Origin of the sequence: Pseudomonas sp. RIT-PI-AD, assembly GCF_025642785.1 — a bacterium.
GTDB lineage: Bacteria > Pseudomonadota > Gammaproteobacteria > Pseudomonadales > Pseudomonadaceae > Pseudomonas_T.
The window spans coordinates 32,744-49,542 of the sequence record NZ_JANZKU010000009.1 but is presented as its reverse complement, the minus strand read 5'-3'; the positions used below and the strand labels follow the sequence as shown (position 1 = coordinate 49,542).

Annotated in this window: 16 protein-coding genes; 4 read left to right on the top strand and 12 right to left on the bottom strand. The window is 63.2% G+C overall.

The genetic code is table 11. The features are described 5' to 3' along the window. Positions 1-59: 59 nt before the first annotated feature. From tssG to OGL92_RS10100, 12 genes are all read right to left on the bottom strand, one after another. Positions 60-1,112 (bottom strand): type VI secretion system baseplate subunit TssG, encoded by a 1,053-nt coding sequence (tssG, locus tag OGL92_RS10155; RefSeq protein WP_263143419.1) that lies wholly within the window; start codon positions 1,110-1,112, stop codon positions 60-62. Beyond that, complete coding sequence (gene tssF / locus OGL92_RS10150) at positions 1,109-2,980, bottom strand: type VI secretion system baseplate subunit TssF (protein WP_263143418.1); 1,872 nt, start codon at positions 2,978-2,980, stop codon at positions 1,109-1,111. The genes tssG and tssF overlap by 4 nt, the downstream gene beginning before the upstream one ends. 2 nt (positions 2,981-2,982) lie before the next feature. Continuing rightward, positions 2,983-3,507, bottom strand: coding sequence for a type VI secretion system baseplate subunit TssE (gene tssE, locus OGL92_RS10145; protein ID WP_263143417.1), 525 nt, complete (start codon positions 3,505-3,507; stop codon positions 2,983-2,985). After that, the gene (locus tag OGL92_RS10140; RefSeq protein ID WP_263143416.1) at positions 3,504-4,325 is read right to left on the bottom strand and encodes a type VI secretion system accessory protein TagJ; all 822 of its coding nucleotides are present in this window, start codon (positions 4,323-4,325) and stop codon (positions 3,504-3,506) included. The genes tssE and OGL92_RS10140 overlap by 4 nt, the downstream gene beginning before the upstream one ends. 133 nt (positions 4,326-4,458) lie before the next feature. Beyond that, positions 4,459-4,689, bottom strand: a complete 231-nt coding sequence (locus tag OGL92_RS10135) for a hypothetical protein (protein ID WP_263143415.1) — start codon at positions 4,687-4,689, stop codon at positions 4,459-4,461. After that, positions 4,689-5,075 carry a hypothetical protein gene (locus OGL92_RS10130; protein ID WP_263143414.1) on the bottom strand — a complete coding sequence of 129 codons (387 nt, stop codon included), beginning with the start codon at positions 5,073-5,075 and terminating at the stop codon, positions 4,689-4,691. The genes OGL92_RS10135 and OGL92_RS10130 overlap by 1 nt, the downstream gene beginning before the upstream one ends. 47 nt (positions 5,076-5,122) lie before the next feature. Continuing rightward, positions 5,123-5,608: a type VI secretion system tube protein Hcp gene (locus tag OGL92_RS10125; protein WP_263143413.1), complete on the bottom strand. Its 486-nt coding sequence runs from the start codon at positions 5,606-5,608 to the stop codon at positions 5,123-5,125. 92 nt (positions 5,609-5,700) lie between these two features. Then, the gene (tssC, locus tag OGL92_RS10120) at positions 5,701-7,197 is read right to left on the bottom strand and encodes a type VI secretion system contractile sheath large subunit (RefSeq protein WP_263143412.1); all 1,497 of its coding nucleotides are present in this window, start codon (positions 7,195-7,197) and stop codon (positions 5,701-5,703) included. A gap of 32 nt (positions 7,198-7,229) precedes the next feature. After that, positions 7,230-7,787 (bottom strand): type VI secretion system contractile sheath small subunit, encoded by a 558-nt coding sequence (tssB, locus tag OGL92_RS10115; protein WP_263143411.1) that lies wholly within the window; start codon positions 7,785-7,787, stop codon positions 7,230-7,232. Between the two features lie 45 nt (positions 7,788-7,832). After that, the gene (gene tssA, locus OGL92_RS10110) at positions 7,833-8,849 is read right to left on the bottom strand and encodes a type VI secretion system protein TssA (protein WP_263143410.1); all 1,017 of its coding nucleotides are present in this window, start codon (positions 8,847-8,849) and stop codon (positions 7,833-7,835) included. Between the two features lie 33 nt (positions 8,850-8,882). Further along, on the bottom strand, positions 8,883-9,314 hold the full coding sequence (locus OGL92_RS10105; protein ID WP_263143409.1) for a TssQ family T6SS-associated lipoprotein: 432 nt from the start codon (positions 9,312-9,314) through the stop codon (positions 8,883-8,885). A 76-nt stretch (positions 9,315-9,390) separates the two neighbouring features. Beyond that, entirely contained in the window at positions 9,391-11,868 is a 2,478-nt protein-coding gene (locus tag OGL92_RS10100) for a serine/threonine protein kinase (protein ID WP_263143408.1), read from the bottom strand. A 348-nt stretch (positions 11,869-12,216) separates the two neighbouring features. Here OGL92_RS10100 and tagH point away from each other — a divergent pair, with 348 nt between their 5' ends. The 4 genes from tagH to tssK all read left to right on the top strand — a co-directional run bounded on the left by tagH (position 12,217) and on the right by tssK (position 16,783). Beyond that, entirely contained in the window at positions 12,217-13,884 is a 1,668-nt protein-coding gene (gene tagH / locus OGL92_RS10095) for a type VI secretion system-associated FHA domain protein TagH (RefSeq protein WP_263143407.1), read from the top strand. Continuing rightward, positions 13,881-14,708, top strand: a complete 828-nt coding sequence (locus OGL92_RS10090; protein ID WP_263143406.1) for a PP2C family serine/threonine-protein phosphatase — start codon at positions 13,881-13,883, stop codon at positions 14,706-14,708. The genes tagH and OGL92_RS10090 overlap by 4 nt, the downstream gene beginning before the upstream one ends. Positions 14,709-14,845: 137 nt before the next feature. Further along, positions 14,846-15,406 carry a type VI secretion system lipoprotein TssJ gene (tssJ, locus tag OGL92_RS10085; RefSeq protein ID WP_263143405.1) on the top strand — a complete coding sequence of 187 codons (561 nt, stop codon included), beginning with the start codon at positions 14,846-14,848 and terminating at the stop codon, positions 15,404-15,406. A 42-nt stretch (positions 15,407-15,448) separates the two neighbouring features. After that, positions 15,449-16,783, top strand: coding sequence for a type VI secretion system baseplate subunit TssK (tssK, locus tag OGL92_RS10080; protein WP_263143404.1), 1,335 nt, complete (start codon positions 15,449-15,451; stop codon positions 16,781-16,783). The last annotated feature ends 16 nt before the right edge of the window (positions 16,784-16,799 follow it).

Genomic DNA, 16,799 nt, shown 5'->3' with positions numbered 1-16,799 from the left:
TTCATGGGAAGACGGGGACGGAGAAGCGGCAATGGCCGCTTTTCCTGGTTGTGAGGTGGTCATAGCGCGGGCTCCGCTCTTCTGGATTGACCAGCGGCCAGGCGTTCCGGGTCGAGGACCAGGTCGTCGCGATCGCGGGGACGCTCCTGGGCACCCATCCAGGTGCTCCAGCCGAGGCGGGTGCCGCCGTCGAGGCCGGCGCGCGGCACGTCCTCGGCGCGCAGGACCAAGCGGACGTCCCAGGCGAATTCGATGCCGATATAGGTCCTGAGCCAGTCGAGCAGCTTGCGATGATGTCCCCCGGTGGGCAGCAGGGCCTCGTAGGCGGCTCGGTTCATCGGGCCCAGCTTCAGGCGGAAGCGATGCTGGCGGTCCCATACGGCGTTGCCGGCAACCGCGTCGATGCCGAGCTGCGCGCCGCTCAAGGCACCGAGCCGGGTACGCTGCTCGTCCGGCAGGGGCAGCCAGCGGCTGACGAATTCCTCCACGGCCACCGGCACCTTGAAGAAGTCGCTGAGGATCCGGCTCAAACCCTCGGCATTGCGGGTCTGGCGAACCAGGTGGCCGGCATGGTTCCAGCGCGCATGGTCGGGAACCGAGTCGCGCTCGCGCAAGGATTCGAAACCGTAGGACAGGAGACTGGACACGTAGCGGGTGAAGGCATCGTCGCGCGGACGATCCAGGCTGACCGTGGATTGCGCGTCGGCCCAGGCACGATAGAACAGCAGGGTCAGCCGATGATGGAACAGGTCGACGAACTCCACCAGGGTCTGGTCGCCATGGTGCAGCGTGCGTTCGCGCGCATATTCGGTGAGGGCCAGGGGCAGCGGGCCATTCGGGCCGAACAGTCCGAAACTGTAGATGCAGACTTTCGGCGGCGTGTCCGCGTGCTGCCGGTTGAGCCGGGCGATGGCCGCAGGAGCGAAGGCGGAGGAAGGCTCCTGGCCGATGCGCAAGGGTTCCTGTTGCGGGCGGCGCGCATAACCCAGGCGCGGCGCCCGGGCGTGCAAGGCTTCCACCTTGCGCAGCAGGTTGAACAGGTCATAGGCGAAGGGGCGCTCTTCCAGCGCGTGCCATAGGGCTTCGCCCTTATCCTGCTGCAGGGCGCTCATGCCACCGGCCTCGTGCCGAAGCGGGGCGGCCAATGCCCGATCGCGCCGCGCTGGGCGCTGTGCAGGCGCAGCTCGGTGAAGGTGTTCAGGCTGACGTGGCGTGCCAGGTATTGCTCGAGAATGGTCCCGAACAGGTAAGGGCTGGTACCGGCGAACTGGCTTTCGTCGACCGTCACGTCGATGGCCACGCCCCGCCCGAAGGTCAGCGGGCCCGCGCCGGGCAGGCGCCGGGTGACCGGCTTCAGCTCGGTTTTCAACAAGGCCTGGGCATGGCGGGCCACGGCGGGATCGCCCAGCGAGGTATAGAGCGCGAGCAACTCGCGCAACGCCTGGGCGCCTTGCTCGGGTGTCTGCTCGGTCAGGGTCTGGTAGGTGAGCCCCAGGTGGCTGATCAAACGCCAGGTGAGCTCGCCTTCGGGTGCCGCCGGCACCGGCCGCGACGGGCCTTGCAGGATGCGCACGGCGGATACCGGCAACGAGTTGAGCGGGATCAGGTCCTGTTCGCCACCGACCGAAACCAGCAGCGGCAGGTCGCGGTTGGTGACCGTCATGTCCACGCCGAGCTGGCGCAGGTTCCTGGAGTAGGGCGCATCGTGTTGGTCCACCAGGGAGAGGAAGACCTCCGAGCCCAGGTAGGTGCTGCGCGCACCCTTGCGCAGGATGGTGTCGGAGGGCAGGCGCGGTTCGCGACGGACCGAGAAATAGGCGCCGTGGTTGCCGCGATCGCCGGCGATGCAGGAATAGAAAGGGCGGAACTCCGCCTCGACGGCGTTATCGCGGCCGAAGCCTTCCGCCGACTGCACGCTGTAGACCTCGTAGTCCATCGGGCGGGCACGATCCGGAACGGCATGGAACTCGAAACGGCTGTCGGTGATGGGCACCCGGTCGGAGCGCATCGAGATCAGGTTCACCGCCGGCGTGCAGAACAGCGCGAAGTTGCCGGCATCCACCACGGATTCGAAATCCGCGGTTTCGCAATCCAGCAGCACGACGACCTCGAACCCGCGCACGTCGCGCGCGGACGCCAGGGCCGGGCGCAAGCCTTCCAGGGCGACGAAGTGATAGCGCGAGGGAAAGGCGAAATACTCGTGCAGCAGGCGATAGCCCTGGAAGCCGCGTATGGAATAGGGCAGCAGCGCCTGTTCGTCGCTGAGGCCCTCCGGGCGCAAGGCTTCGGCGGGCAGCGTGTGCCATTCGCTGCGTTCCGCTCCCACGGCGCGTACGGCCACGCCGAGGCTGTGGGCGCAGAGCAGTTCATAGAGGCGCGACGCCAGGTGCCCGCCGCGCAGGTGCAGCGACAGGCGATCAGGATCGGGCGCCTTGCCGCTGCTGGACACGGTGAAGTCGAAGCGCAGGTGCAGCGCGGATTTCACCGGGCGTTTGAGGCTCGCGCGATTGAGGCGGATGTCCGCCGGGGCGCTTTCGAACTTGGCACTGCTCAGGCGCAGGGGCCACAGCTCGACTTCATGCGCGGTGCGGAATTCGCACTGGGTCTTGCGTTCGCTCTGGGGCGGTTCCTTCAGCCGCGTATCACGGGGAATGGTGAAGCCGCCGCTCTGGTTGCCGGTCATCTCCCCCGGGGCGAACTGGACGATGCACATCGCCGGCGTGGGGGCCAGGTAATTGGGATAGATGACTTCCAGCAAACGCTGGGAAAAGCGCGGGAATTCCGCATCCATCTTCAACTGCACGCGCGCGGTGAGGAAGCAGAACCCCTCCAGCAACCGCTCGACGTAAGGGTCGGCCACTTCCATGCCTTGCATGCCGAGGCGCGCCGCCACCTTCGGATAGTGGCCGGCGAACTCGGCGCCGAGCTCTCGCAGATAACCGAGCTCGTTGTTGTAGTAGGTCAGCAGCCTTGGATCCATGCTCAGGAACTCGCAACGTTTTCCAAGAGAATCTGCCCGCATTCGAGATCGATATGCGAGCGCAGCAGCAGTTCGATGGGGTAGGGCTCGGACCACAACTGGCCCTTGATCTCCATCGACAACTGGTTGTGCGTGGCGTAGGGGGTTTCCATCGGCAGGACACGGATTTGCAGGCTGTCCGCCAGGATTCGCGGTTCGAAACTCTGGATCGCCTGGCGAATCGCCTTCTCCACGTCGGCCCAGTCCTCGTCCGCCAACTGTCGCCCGGACAAGCCGAGCACGCCGAAATTCACCACCGACTGGCGTGCATGGTCGGCCCCTCGGAAGTCGGTGGTGGATTCGGCATTGATGGTATTGAGCAGCCAGGACATATCGCGCAGCACGCTTTCGCGGAACGCGGTCTTGCTGATCACCCGTTGCTGGGCGGTCTCGCTGCGCTTCAACGGCTCGTGATCGGTCAGTCGATCGAGCAATGCCGGCATCAGCCGGTTGCTGCGAGCCGTATTCAGCGGCTTGTTGCCACTCATGCCGGTTCTACCGACTCTTCAGTGGCCAGGGAAAGCAGTTTGCGTACGGACAGGAACGGATGGTCGTCCTGGTCGCTGACCAGCATGCGCTGGCCAAGGCCTGCCCAGGTGTCCTCACCCAGGGGCTGCCATTCGGTGAGCGTGCTCAGGGCGAGACGATCGTTGCCCTGCTCATGGCTGCGCGGGTAGCGGCTGGGGATCAACACGGGATGCTGACCCTCGTTGCTCAGCGTGAGGGTGGCGGGAATCCAGACCAGATCGCGCAGGTCGCTGGGCTCTTCTATTTCCAGGGAGCGAATGCGCTCGAAGGGCAACCAATAGTACTGGCCGTTGAGGAAGACTTCGCAGAGGGGGCCGAGCCGGGAATCGGCGTCCGCCAGCCAGGCCACTTCGCGCCCGTCGATGGAAAAGGGAGTCGCGGCGGCCTGGTCGAATGCCTGGGCTTGCAAGTCGTCCGCCAGGGAGGCATCGCCTTGTGCGCGACTGGTGAGCGCTTGCGCCAGCTGGGCGAACCAGGGCGCGGGTTCGCCAACGGTTTGCGCGCTGATCTCGCCGGCGAACACCCGTTCCCGCACGCGCTCGCACCGAATCGCCTCGCGATAGGCCTGGGCCATCGGAATGGACGCGGGGTCGAGTTGGGAAGCCGTTTGAAGCTGGGAAACCGCACGTTCCCAATTGCCCATCACCATGCTCAATTGAGCCAGATGGGTACGCAGCTTGACGTCGCCCGGTGTCTTGCGCACCGCGGCGGTGAGTTCGTTCAGTTGCTCGCTGAGAGGCAGGTCGTGGCGCAAGGTGTGGCGAGAAGCGGAATCCATGGGTACTGCTCTCCTGAAATCGTGAAACGACGGTGTGCGGAGGGGCTCGCACATGGGAAGACGGCTGCTTACCCGGTAACGGTGGAACGGCGAACGAGCCCGACGGGGCGAACGCTATCGGCTGGCGCCAGGCTTACCCCTTTAAGAACAACGCGGCGAGGCTGACGAAGGCTAAAAGAAAACCGAAAACGCGAATAAAAAAGGGCCGGAGACGGAACTGGCTCGGGTCCGCCAGACGGACGATCGGGTAATGCCGGTAGAAATGGGATACCCGTTCGGCGGTGCTGCGGGAAAAGATCGCGATGAACACTCCGAACAACGCCAGGGCGAGGCAGAGCAGGGTGACCACTACGTGCTCGCTCATCACAGTGCCCACCGGGTGATGTTATGCGACACGCTGATGTCCACGCCGCCATAGTCGGTGCCCACGCTGGTGGTCACCAGGGGACCGTTGGGGACCTTGATGCCGCCGCCGATCTTCAAGCCAGCGCCCGCCTCGAGGGATATGCCGCCCATGTAGCCATAGCCGGCGAAGCTGCGGCAGGTGGTATCGCGGTCCATGGTGAAGCGGAAGGGGCGGGAAGTTCCGCGGAACGCGGGCAGGCCTACGCCCAGACCGAGCATGTAGATGGTGTAGAGGGCGCGCTCGTTGGTGCTCAGGTCGGTGACCTCGGCATCGAAGACGCCTCCGCCCAGGATAATGTGACCTACGGCGCCGCCAACGGAGATTTTGACTTCGAAATCTTTCATAGCGAGAAGGCGGCCGGCATGGAGATTTCCATGCCGGCCAAGCCCCTTTACTCCTTGTTCTGCTTGACGTCCCAGGTGCCGGTAACGGTGGCGCCCATGGAGCCGTCGGTGTTCTGTTCCTTCACTTCAACCTTGATCTTGCCGTAGGACATGCCCACTTCTTCCATCACGCGCGGGTCGCTGGTGGAACCCATCGGCCGTACGTGGGTGATCAGCACTTCGTTGAGGGTGACCTTCAGATACTCCTGGGAACCGTCGCCTACCTTGCAGCAGGACAGTTCGACCGAAGCGACGTGCTTGCCGCTGGCGCAGTATTTCATCAGGTTGGCAGTGGATTTATCCACGTAGTGGGTGAAGACCAGCTCGCTGAAATTGGCCTTGCCGGCGCCGGAACCACCACCCACGTGGGAAGTGGAGGTCTGGCTGACCGCATAACCCCAGTTGAGTACGTCAATCTGGCCGGAATGTTTGGAATCTTTGGATTCGCCTGGAATGCCATCGATCTTGATGAAGAAGTCCTGAAGAGAAGCCATGATTTTTCCTTTTGTGTGAGATAACGATCAGTATTGCATCGTGCATACTGCTTATTTCGTCGCTTGGCGCTCCGATCAACGCCACTCGACACTCAGCTGCCGCCGTATTTGACCGATGGCAGTTTCGAGACGAGACGGAGAGAAACCGTCAGACCTTCGAGCTGATAATGCGGACGCAGGAAGAACTTGGAGGTGTAGTAGCCCGGATTGCCTTCGACTTCTTCCACCTGTACCTCGGCGGCCGCCAGGGGCTTGCGAGCCTTGGTGTCCTGCGAGGAGTTGGAAGGGTCGCCGTCCACGTAATTCATGATCCAGTCGTTCAGCCAGCGCTGCATGTCGTCGCGCTCGCGGAAGGAGCCGATCTTGTCGCGCACGATGCACTTCAGGTAGTGAGCGAAGCGGCAGCAGGCGAATAAGTAAGGCAGGCGCGCGGCCAGGTTGGCGTTGGCGGTGGCGTCCGGGTCATAGTATTCGTGGGGTTTCTGCAGCGATTGCGCACCGATGAAGGCCGCCACGTCGGAGTTCTTCCGGTGGATCAGCGGCATGAAGCCGTTCTTCGCCAGCTCCGCTTCGCGACGATCGGAAATCGCGATCTCTGTCGGGCACTTCATGTCCACGCCGCCGTCGTCGGACGGGAAGGTATGGGTAGGCAGGTCGTCTACCGCGCCGCCGGATTCCACGCCGCGGATCGAGGTGCACCAGCCGAAGTACTTGAAGGAGCGATTGATGTTCACCGCCATCGCATAGGCCGAGTTGGCCCAGCAGTAACGGCCGTGATCCGAACCGTCGGTTTCTTCCTCGAAGTTGAACTCGTCAACCGGATTGGTGCGCACGCCATAAGGCAGGCGCGCGAGGAAGCGTGGCATGGCCAGGCCGATGTAGCGGGAGTCTTCCGAGGCCCGCAGGCTGCGCCAGGCGGTGTACTCGGTGTTCTCGAAGATTTTCGTCAAGTCGCGCGGGTTGGCCAGTTCCTGCCAGGATTCCATCTGCATCACCGAAGGCGCGGCGCCAGCGATGAAAGGGCAGTGGGACGCGGCGGATATCTTCGACATTTCCGCCAGCAGCTCGACGTCCGGCGGCGAGTGGTCGAAGGAGAAGTCGCCGACGATGCAGCCGTAGGGCGTCCCGCCGAGCTGGTCGTATTCCTGCTCGTAGATCTTCTTGAAGATCGGGCTCTGGTCCCAGCCGATCCCCTTGTGGCGACGCAGTGTGCGGTGCAGCTCCTTCTTGGAGATGGGCAGCACACGGATCTTCAGCATTTCGTCGACTTCGGTGTTGTTCACCAGATAGTGCAAACCGCGCCAGGCGCTTTCGATCTGCTGGAAGTCGCTGTGGTGGATGATCGCGTTGACCTGCTCCGACAGCTTGTTGTCGATCTCGGCGATGATCGCCTCGATGGCTTTGTAGGCGTCGTTGCTGATGGTCACCGAGTTGGCCAGGGCCTGTTCGGCGAGAGTGCGGACTGCGTTCTGCACCGCCTCCTTGGCTTCGTCGGTCTTCGGCTTGAATTCTTTCTGCAGCAGCGCGGAGAACTCGTCGTTCTCTACTTGTTGCGCCTGCTGCAGGCTTTCTGTTTGGTTAAGCGCCATTGGTTACTCCCTGGAATCTATGCGGGGCCGGATCAGGATTCGCTGCTGTCTTGGCTGGGGCGTTCGCTCGCGACGGGCTTGGCGGTCGTCGCCAGCGTCTTGAGCAGCGCCGGATCCTTGAGGATCTTGCCGATCAGTTCTTCTGCGCCGGTCTTACCGTCCATGTAAGTGAGCAGGTTGTTCAACTGGGTACGGGCTTCCAGCAGCTTGGACAGGGCGTCGACTTTCTTGGCGATGGCGCCGGGCGAGAAGTCGTCCATGCTCTCGAAGGTGATGTCGATGGCCAGGTTGCCGTCACCGGTCAGGGTATTGGGCACCGCGAACGCGACACGCGGCTTGATCGACTTCATGCGCTCGTCGAAATTGTCGATGTCGATCTCGAGGAACTTGCGGTCGCTCACCGCCGGCATCGATTCCTTGGGCTTGCCCGCGAGGTCCGCCATGACGCCCATGACGAAGGGCAATTGGACCTTCTTGTCCGAACCGTAGAGCTCCACGTCGTACTCGATCTGCACACGCGGCGCCCGGTTACGGCCGATGAATTTCTGGCTGCTCTTACGATTCACTGTTTCGTAACGAGGGCTGCTCATGTATCTCTCTCCTTGAACCGCTCAACGGTCATGATTCGGGAAATTTCAGTCTCGCTTGGAGACACCGGCGATCAGTTCTGCCTGGGCCAGGCCATCAGGCGCCAGATCCCGAAGGATCGACAGGAAGTCCTGGCCGATCATGTTTCGGGCCCGCCGGATCAATAAAGGTGCCGGGTTGGCCGGCTCATTCTTTTCCAGGAAATCGCACACCGCGTCCAGCATGGCGATGGCATCGCTGCGGCTGCGTGCCACGCCGGGGGCCGCCTTGGCTTCGGGCTGCGCACCGCCCGGCGGCCCCTCGGCCCCGGTATTCTCTTCCTCCGCCGGAGCGGTCGCCTGGGCGGCGCTCAGGTGGCTGGGACAGATCAGGTCGATCAGGCTGACCAGCCGATGGAACTCCGGCGTGTGCTCCGCTCCCAGGGAGTCGCGGCAGAAGCGGTCCAGCTCGAGCGCCAGGCGCTTCACCTCGCCGAGGGCGCTCAGGTCGGGATTGCCGAAGGCGAGCTCGTCGGCGAGAAACTGCTCCAACTGATCGCGACGCAGGGGCGCACCGGCCGTATCCTCTCGGGATTGGGCGATGCGTTCCAGCGTGCTCAGGGGCAGCTTGCCCAACTGGCGACTGGCGATCTCGATGCTGCGAAGGTCGCCGATCAAGCCATTGAGTGCGGTCAAGCCAGCCAACGCATTGCTGCGGGGCAGGGGATCACTCTCGCCGTCGTAGGCCAGGGAGGGATAGGCCTCCGTCCAATAGCGTTGGGCCATCTCCAGCGTAAGAGTCAGGCCCTGCACCGTGCCTTCGACGCCTTGGGTATGGGTCAACGCCCGGGTGGCGATCACCGTCAGTCGGAAGTCCTTGCTCTTTTCCAGCAACGCCAGCGCCTGCTGAAGCACCTTCGACCAGTCGGGCTCCTCGGCGGGGATGACGGTATCGCCATATTGCCGCTCGGGCTGTCCTTCGACGCTGCGCTCCAAGGCGAGGTAGTCGGCATCGTAGTCGAGCTCGACGCCGCAGGGATTCTCCTCACCGATCGGAGCGAGCAATGTCTCTACGTTCAAGGACATCGAAACCTCTGGCCTAGGGTTGAAAACACTTTTTTACTTGACGGTCGATTTGGCGATCTTGAACTCGGGTCCCCACAACGGATGGCTGCTTTCCGCGGCGTCCAGGGTGAAGGCAGGATTGATCTGCAAGGCCCGCTCGAACGCTTGGCGGCACTGGACCTTGCGCTCGCTGACGCAATAGGTGAACGCGAGGTACTTCAGGGCCTGAACGCGAGTGGCATCACCCGCCGCCCATACATCGGGGGACAGGAATTTGGCTTCGGCCTGCGAGTAGTAGCCGTTCTGGTAGAGCGAAATTCCGTCTTCCAATACGGTATGGCCTTTGTCCTCGATGGCCTTCTGAGCTTTCTGAGCCTCCGTGAGGGGCGGCTGGACGGGCTTCGGCGGAGTGGTATTGCAGCCCGCGAGCCCCACGGAAAGCGTCAGCAGCAGGAGCGGAGTAGCGAGTTTTTGTTGAATGCTCATGGTCGGTTGATAACTCTCTATCTATAAGCGCTTGAGTGGTGATGCGGAACCGCCGTTGCGCAAGGGCAACCACGGCTCACTCGAAACGGTGTTCCAGGTTGAGCCGCTGATCGGCGCCGACACTGATCTTCTGCTTGAAGCTGGGGAAGCTCGGGTTGCGCAACTCGACCGAATAGGTTCCTTCCGGCAACCTGAGGTCGTGCAGCGGCGGGCTGACGCCGCGTTTCTGCCCGTCGATCCAGATCTCGCCCCACGGATGAATGCTGAAGGCGACGACACCCTTGCTCACTTCGCCCAGGGAAGCACGCGGCGCGTTGTCGCGGGTCGGCTGACTGGGTTTGACGGGCGCGGGCTTCTGCTCGGCGGCAGGCACGCTCGCAGGCTTCGCGACTGGCTTGGGCGCGGCTTCACGGGGCGTTTCCTTGGCGGCTTCCGCTGTACGCACGCTTCCGGCAGCCGGCGCCTTGAAGTCATGTTCGAGCGTGAGCGGCGTACCTTCCTTGACCGTCAGGCGCTTGCTCCACGCCGGCAGGCCAGGGTTGCGCAGTTCGATGGTATGGGTACCCGGCTCGAGATCGAGCGTCTTGATCGGAGGGCTGACCCCACGCTGTTGGCCGTCCACCCAGACCTCGCCCCAGGGCTTGACGTTCAGGGCCAGGGTGGCCGTTGCCACGACCGCGGGTGTGGCCTTGGGTTTTTCGGTCTTTTTCACGGGCGCCACGGCTTCCCGGGCAGGCGTCTCGGAGCGAGCATTGGGCGTAGGCGAGGCTTGTGACCCTGGTGTCGCGGCGTTTGGCGCGGAGGCAGCTTCCGATTGGGTGGCCTTGGGCGCGGAATCGGCGCTGGGAGTTTGCGCGGGCGCCTCGCGGGTGCTGTCCAGGCTGATACGCGGCGCGTCTTCTACGTTCAGACCCTCGCTCATGGGCGAGACCGGCGGGGTGGCGGGCGCAAGCGTGGGCGCCGCCTCGACGAGGGGCTGTCTCGGCGCCGGATCGCTTGCGCCGGCCGCTTCGGTACGGGAGGTCGATGCAGTCTCGACAGGCGCACGAATGGCCGGTTCGGCTTGTTTCGGCGCTTCCGCGGCAGGCTTGAGCGTGTCGGGCTGCACGGTTTCTACAGACGTCGCCTCAGGTTGGCTCGGGCGAAGCATCAACCAGCCCCCAGCGCCTATGGCCGCGAGCGCGGCGATAGCGGTCAGGCCAAGCCACATGGCCTTGGACGAGGACTCTTTCTTAGCAGGCGGAATGGGCTTGGCTTGTGTCGCTTCGGCAGCGGTCGGGGTCTGCGGAGCGGATTTCTGGGCGCCCGGCACGGCTACGTGGCCGGCCTTGTGTGAACGATCGCCGGCCAGCATTTCTTCCATTTCCGGGAAGCTGTTGCTGCTCGGCGCCTGAGCTTTCTTCTGATCCAGGAACGGGTCGGGCAGCTCGATGCGCGGTTGGGCGACCGTCGTGTCACGGGAGGACGGCTTGTCCAGGTTGATGAAGCGGGAGGCCAGTTGGGCCATTTCCTCGGAGGACAGGATCACCGTCTTCGCTTCATCGATATGTTGCGGAGCGGTCGCTGCCGCTTTCTGGTTCATGCTGCCCAGCGGCGTTGCGGTCCAGGTCACGGTGTTCATGCCGAGCAACGCCCGGAGGGCGGCAATCGATTGCGGACGGGCGCCCGGCTGCAGCGCCAAGGTGTGGTCGATCGCGGCCAGGAACTCCCGGGAGAAGCCCGGGCGAGGCGTACCGGACAAAGGCTCCAGCGTATCCTTCATCATCCGCGAGACGGAGGCGACCGGTGCGTTGCCGGTGACGGCGTAATAAAGGACGGCGCCCACCGCATAGATGTCGGTCCAGGGGCCCTGGGGAACGGCCAGATCTTCCGCGTACTGCTCGATGGGCGCATAGCCGGGCTTCACCACCACCGTCAGCGCGTGCTGCATGTCACCGAGTACGCGACGCGCGGAGCCCAGGTCCAGCAGGACCGGCATACCGTCGTCCTGGATCAGGATGTTGTCCGGGGCGATGTCGCGGTGGAAGATGTTGTGGGTATGCAGCAGCTCGAGAACGTCGAGGATGGGGGCGAAGATGCTCCGCAACCAGCGTTCGTCGCACTGTACGTCGTACTCCTTGAGGACGTGGCGCATGGTCCGACCGGAGTAGCGGGGCATGGCCATGTAGGCGGTGCCGTTTTCTTCCCAGAAACGCAGGACTTCCACCAGCGCGCGATGCTTGAACTGGGCGAGCAGGCGCGCCTCGTCGATGAAGCTGCGCAGGCCGGCCTCGAACGTGGCTCGGTGGCGCTCCGAGCGAAGCTTCACCTGGGTGCCGTCGACGCGGCTGGCGAAGGCTGCCGGCATGTACTCCTTGATCGCCACATCGCGGTGCAGTTGGGTGTCGTGCGCAGCGTAGACGATGCTGAATCCGCCTTCGCCAAGGGTGGCGAGCAGATTGAATTCGTGCAGACGCGTGCCTGCGGGCAGCGCTCCAGCCGGGGGCAGATCGCTGCGCAAAGCGGTTTCGGCGTTCATGACGAGCTGGGATCGCGGATTCACGGTGGCATCCATGCAGACAACACTTACCGTTTAAGTGAGAAAGAAAAATGGCAAGCCCAATTTAATTCAAATTGGCATGCACATTTGAGCGGAGAGTCTCGTTTTGGCCATTTGAACCGCCTGGCATAGTGGTTATTGTGTCGCTCTGTGAACGAGGCATCGTTTTTGATGGCTGTTTGCCTGCAAAGGGACCTCTGGAATATGTCGAGAGTTCCACATTTCTAGTCGTTTTCTGATAGGCCACCTTACAGGAAACGACGAAAATTGACTGTTCCCGATTGAACCTCCGAACGCATGGGCGGTCTCCTTGCCCGACCCAGCGTGGGTTCTTCGTGGTTCTGCATCCTAGGGAGAGTATGAATGCCGGCGGCCAAGATGGAGCTGGTGGTCCTGTCTTATAACGGAGAGGCCCCAGACGTACCACTCAGTCGATCCTTCGACAAGGAAGAGCTGACGGTCGGGCGAAGCCCCACGAATGACCTCGTGCTGGATGATCCCGATCGCCTGATTTCGCGCTTTCAGGCCAGGATCCGCCTCGACAGGGGCGGCTCGGCGACCGTTGCCAATATAAGCAGCAACAGCTTGATTCTCATCAACGACACCGAAGTGCAGCCTGGCTGCTCCGGCGCCATGAAAGGCACGGACCGCATGCTGGTCGGACGCTACCTGCTGGCGCTCAATCCGATCCAGGCGACCCAGGGGTTCGCTGCAGCGGCCGATCCTTTCTTCGCGCAGCCGGCGAACGCCTATGCGCCTTCGGCGCCCATGGCGGTGATTCCGGAAGATTTCGATGTGTTCGCCGTGCCTGCCAAGCCGACGGAGTCTTCATCCATCGGCGAAATCTCGCTCGCCGATTTCGAGGATCCTCAAGGACTGGCGCGCGCGGTCATCGATGACTTGCCCCTCAGTGGCGCCTCCGAGCTGCCCGAACCCCTCGGGGAAGCGGTCTATCGGGAGAAGATGCTCGACGTGTCGGCCAACAAGGTCGACCCCCTGGCCATGTTCGGTTCGTCGACGGCCGACCTGCTCGAGCCCACGGGCTCCGGTGAAAGCTTCTCCTTGGACCATGGTCTGGAAGTGGATTCGTTGTTCCACACCCCGGCCATTCTGCAGGAGGCCAAGCAGGCGCATATTCCGGCGTCGCTGGGGGAGCCGGCCGAACTGTCCATCGATGGTATTTCCCTGGGCAATGCCACGGATTCGCCGAGCATGTCCGGCGGTGCGCCTTCCGGCTCGCCCGCTCTGGATGCCAACGATCCTTTCGCGGCCTTGCTGGCCACCGCGGTGGAGCAACCGGAGGCTGCGGCCTCCAGGCCCCGTCCAACGGCCAACCCGACCGCTGCCTACGCTCCGCCGCGCTCCGGACTTCCCGAAAACGCTACGGCTCCCGCTGCTCCCCTTGCCGCGGCGCCAGTGAGCTCTTCGGGCGAGGAAGCCAGCTTGCGCGCCGCTTTCGCCAGGGGTTGCGGGATTCCCGAGGGCGCATTGCCGGAGTTGACGCCGGCCTTCATGGAGACGCTGGGGAAGATCTTCGCCAGCATGACCGCCGGAACGATCCGCTTGATCCATGCGCGTTCGGCGACCAAGCACGAGATGCGCGCGAACGTGACCATCATCGCCACGGCCGGCAACAATCCCCTCAAGTTCGCCCCGGACGGGCAGTCCGCTATTTCCCAGTTGTTGGGGCATCGCTTCCCCGGGTTCATGGAACCCTTGCGGGCGGTCGAGGATGCCTTCGATGACTTGTCCGCACATCAGGTGGGCTTGTTGGCCGGGGCGCGAAGCGCTATGTACGATGTGGTCGGGCGCTTCAGCCCGGATCGTTTGCAAAAACGCCTGGGCGAGGAAACCTTGTTGCAGACGCTGGTTCCGGCGATGCGCAAGGCCAAGCTCTGGGAGCTTTACGAAAACGGTTTCACCGAAATTGCCGGAGAGGCGCGCGAAGAATTCGAGGCCCTGTTCGAAAACGCTTTCGCACGTGCCTACGAGCAGGAGATCGAGCGAATTTACGCCGGGAGAGAGGAATGAGCGTATATGTCGCCGTCGAAGGGCCGCGTGTCGAATTCGCGACACTTTCGCGGCAAGGACGCCGGGAACACAACGAAGATGCCTGCGGATACTGGACATCGGAGGGCGGGGCCTGCTTCGTCGTGTGCGACGGCGCGGGTGGCCACGGAGGCGGGGACGTGGCGTCGGAAACGGCGGTGCGCACGCTGCTCAGTGCGTTTTCCGCCAGGCCGATCTTGACCCGCGAAAACATCGAAAGCCTGATTGCCCAGGCCGACTCGGCCATCCGTTATGGCCAAGGTCTGACCGGCAGCCTGCGGCAGATGAGCGCCACCGTGACCGCGTTGTTCCTGAATGGCAATGCCCGCCAGGCGCAGTGGATCCATCTGGGCGATACCCGGCTCTACCATTTCCGTCGACGCGGCTGTCGCCAGTTGACCAAGGACCACAGCATCGTGCAGAACTTCGTCGATGCCGGCATGCTCAGCGAGAGCCGAGTGCGCGGGCATTCCGAGCGCAACCTGCTGTTCGCGGCCCTGGGCATGGGCGAGGACGTGCCACCCGCGGCGCTCGACGTGCCGTTCGAAGTGGAGGAGGGTGACGCCTTCCTGATCTGCACCGACGGGTTCTGGGAGGTGGTGCTCGAATCGGAAATGCTCGACGAGCTGATGTATGCCAGCGCCGCCGAAGAATGGCTGGTGCGCATGGAGCGGCTGATCGTGGAGCGCAGTTCCCCCGGGCAGGACAACTACAGCGCGCTGGCGGTTTGGGTGGGTTCGCCCAACGACGTCACGGTGCCCTGGGCCGCTTCCAGCATGAAGACTGCCAGTCTCAGCAATGGTTAGCGCTGGGGCGGTGCTGCGTTCCAGTGGAAATATTTCTTCGCCCGCATGTCTGTAATGCGAATTGGATATCGGATAGATAGCATTGTGATGTCGATAATACTCCTCCCTTTTTCCGGTCAGGAATGCCGAAACACGCCATGAGCCCATTACCCCGTTTTTGGAAAGGATTCAGCTCCGGCCGGAGCATGCTGTGCGGTGCAGGCGCGCTTGCGTTAATGGGCTTGCTGGCAGGCTGTTCCTCGACGCCCAAGCAGGTGGAACCCACCGCCATCCGCGTGACGTTCACCGCGACGGACTCGTTGAACCCCGACATGAACGGAAGGCCTTCGCCCGTGGTGGTCAGGCTCTTCCGTTTGCGACAATCGGCGGTGTTTTCTTCCATCGATTACTTCACGCTCACCGATCGCGAACAGGAGGCCCTCGGCGGCGACCTGTTATTCCGCGAGTCCTTCGTGGTGCATCCCGGCGAGACCCAGGTACACGAGTACAGTGTCGAGAACGATGGACGGGCACTGGGCGTACTGGTCGGCTACCGCGATCTCGAAGCCAGCACCTGGCGTGCGGCCATCGATATCCCGGCACCACGCGAACCCTGGTTCGAATTGCCTGAATTCATGCGCTGGGGCGACCGCACTCTCGATTATTCCGCCAAGCTCGACGAGCGCTCCGTTACCCTTTCGCTTCCAAGCCGGGATTGATGGGCCTCCGGTTCAACACGATCAGTAACTAGGGATGGCTTGATGGATTCTTATCAGAAGGTTGTGTGGGCGGAGGGGATGTTCCTGCGCCCCCAACACTTCCAGCAGCAAGAGCGTTACCTGGAGTTTTTCGCCCATCTGCGCGGGTTGGCGGCGGAGCCGTACTTCTGGGGATTCCGTTCGCTCAAGTTCGATCTGGCGGCGCTGGCGGTAGGCAAGTTGTCCCTGCTCGAAGCCGAAGGGTTGCTGCCCGACGGCACGCCGTTCAGCTTCCCGTTGCAGTGCGAATGCCCGGAACCCCTGCATTTCACCGAAGGCGCTATCGATCAGCGCATCTACCTGGCGCTGCCGATGAAGCGTCCAGGCACCGAGGAAGTGACTTTTGAGGACAGCCCCACTTCGCTGGCACGCTACAGCGTCGAGGACTCGACGGTCAGCGATGCCAACTCCGTGGCGGGCGAGGCGGCGGAATTGCAACTGGCTGCACCTAGGCTTCGCCTGGTCCTCGAGAAGGATCTCTCCGACGCCTGGCTGGGCGTCGGCGTGGCGCGGGTGCTGGAGTGCCGCAGCGATCGGCAACTGGTGCTGGACACCCAGCACATCCCGCCGGTGGTGGTCTGCCATGCCAGCCCCAACCTGCTGTCGATGCTCAACGAACTGCACGGTCTCGCCAACCAGCGTGCCGAGGTTCTGGCCGAGCGCCTGAGCCAGCCCGGTCGCGGCGGGGTCTCGGAAGTCGGCGAGTTCCTGCTCCTGCAGGTGCTCAACCGCGTGCAGCCGCTATTCGCCCATATGATGGCGTCGTCGGTGATCCACCCCGAGCGCCTCTACAGCACCCTGGTGCAGGTGGCGGGCGAGCTGGCCACCTTTACCGAGCAATCGCGGCGCCCCGGCAACTGGCCGAAATACGATCACGACAACCTGCAAGGTTGCCTGCCGCCGCTGATGATCGAGCTGCGCAAGGCGCTGTCGTCGGTGCTGGAGCAGAACGCGGTGCAGATCGAGCTGCTCGACCGCAACTACGGTGTTCGCGTGGGTCAGGTCAAGGATGGCGAGCTGCTGCGTAACGCGCAATTCGTCCTCGCGGTGCATTCCAGCATGGCGCCCGAAGCGCTGCGCTCGCACTTCCCGAGCCAGGTGAAAATCGGCCCGGTGGACAAGATTCGCGACCTGGTCAACCTGCACTTGCCAGGGGTCGGGCTGCGTTCCTTGCCGATCGCCCCGCGGCAGATTCCGTACCACGCCGGGTATCACTATTTCGAGATGGATACGTCGACCGATCTCTGGAAACAGCTACAGGTTTCCGGCGCGTTGGCGCTTCACGTGGCAGGCGATTTCCCCGAACTCGAACTCGAGTGCTGGGCCATTCGCCGCTGATCAGCGGTTTCCTATT

Coding starts and splice junctions, on each gene's coding strand:
- tssG (WP_263143419.1), bottom strand. CDS start 1,112: ATGAGCGCCCTGCAGCAGGATAAGGGCGAAGCCCTATGGCACGCGCTG.
- tssF (WP_263143418.1), bottom strand. CDS start 2,980: ATGGATCCAAGGCTGCTGACCTACTACAACAACGAGCTCGGTTATCTG.
- tssE (WP_263143417.1), bottom strand. CDS start 3,507: ATGAGTGGCAACAAGCCGCTGAATACGGCTCGCAGCAACCGGCTGATG.
- OGL92_RS10140 (WP_263143416.1), bottom strand. CDS start 4,325: ATGGATTCCGCTTCTCGCCACACCTTGCGCCACGACCTGCCTCTCAGC.
- OGL92_RS10135 (WP_263143415.1), bottom strand. CDS start 4,689: ATGAGCGAGCACGTAGTGGTCACCCTGCTCTGCCTCGCCCTGGCGTTG.
- OGL92_RS10130 (WP_263143414.1), bottom strand. CDS start 5,075: ATGAAAGATTTCGAAGTCAAAATCTCCGTTGGCGGCGCCGTAGGTCAC.
- OGL92_RS10125 (WP_263143413.1), bottom strand. CDS start 5,608: ATGGCTTCTCTTCAGGACTTCTTCATCAAGATCGATGGCATTCCAGGC.
- tssC (WP_263143412.1), bottom strand. CDS start 7,197: ATGGCGCTTAACCAAACAGAAAGCCTGCAGCAGGCGCAACAAGTAGAG.
- tssB (WP_263143411.1), bottom strand. CDS start 7,787: ATGAGCAGCCCTCGTTACGAAACAGTGAATCGTAAGAGCAGCCAGAAA.
- tssA (WP_263143410.1), bottom strand. CDS start 8,849: ATGTCCTTGAACGTAGAGACATTGCTCGCTCCGATCGGTGAGGAGAAT.
- OGL92_RS10105 (WP_263143409.1), bottom strand. CDS start 9,314: ATGAGCATTCAACAAAAACTCGCTACTCCGCTCCTGCTGCTGACGCTT.
- OGL92_RS10100 (WP_263143408.1), bottom strand. CDS start 11,868: ATGGATGCCACCGTGAATCCGCGATCCCAGCTCGTCATGAACGCCGAA.
- tagH (WP_263143407.1), top strand. CDS start 12,217: ATGCCGGCGGCCAAGATGGAGCTGGTGGTCCTGTCTTATAACGGAGAG.
- OGL92_RS10090 (WP_263143406.1), top strand. CDS start 13,881: ATGAGCGTATATGTCGCCGTCGAAGGGCCGCGTGTCGAATTCGCGACA.
- tssJ (WP_263143405.1), top strand. CDS start 14,846: ATGAGCCCATTACCCCGTTTTTGGAAAGGATTCAGCTCCGGCCGGAGC.
- tssK (WP_263143404.1), top strand. CDS start 15,449: ATGGATTCTTATCAGAAGGTTGTGTGGGCGGAGGGGATGTTCCTGCGC.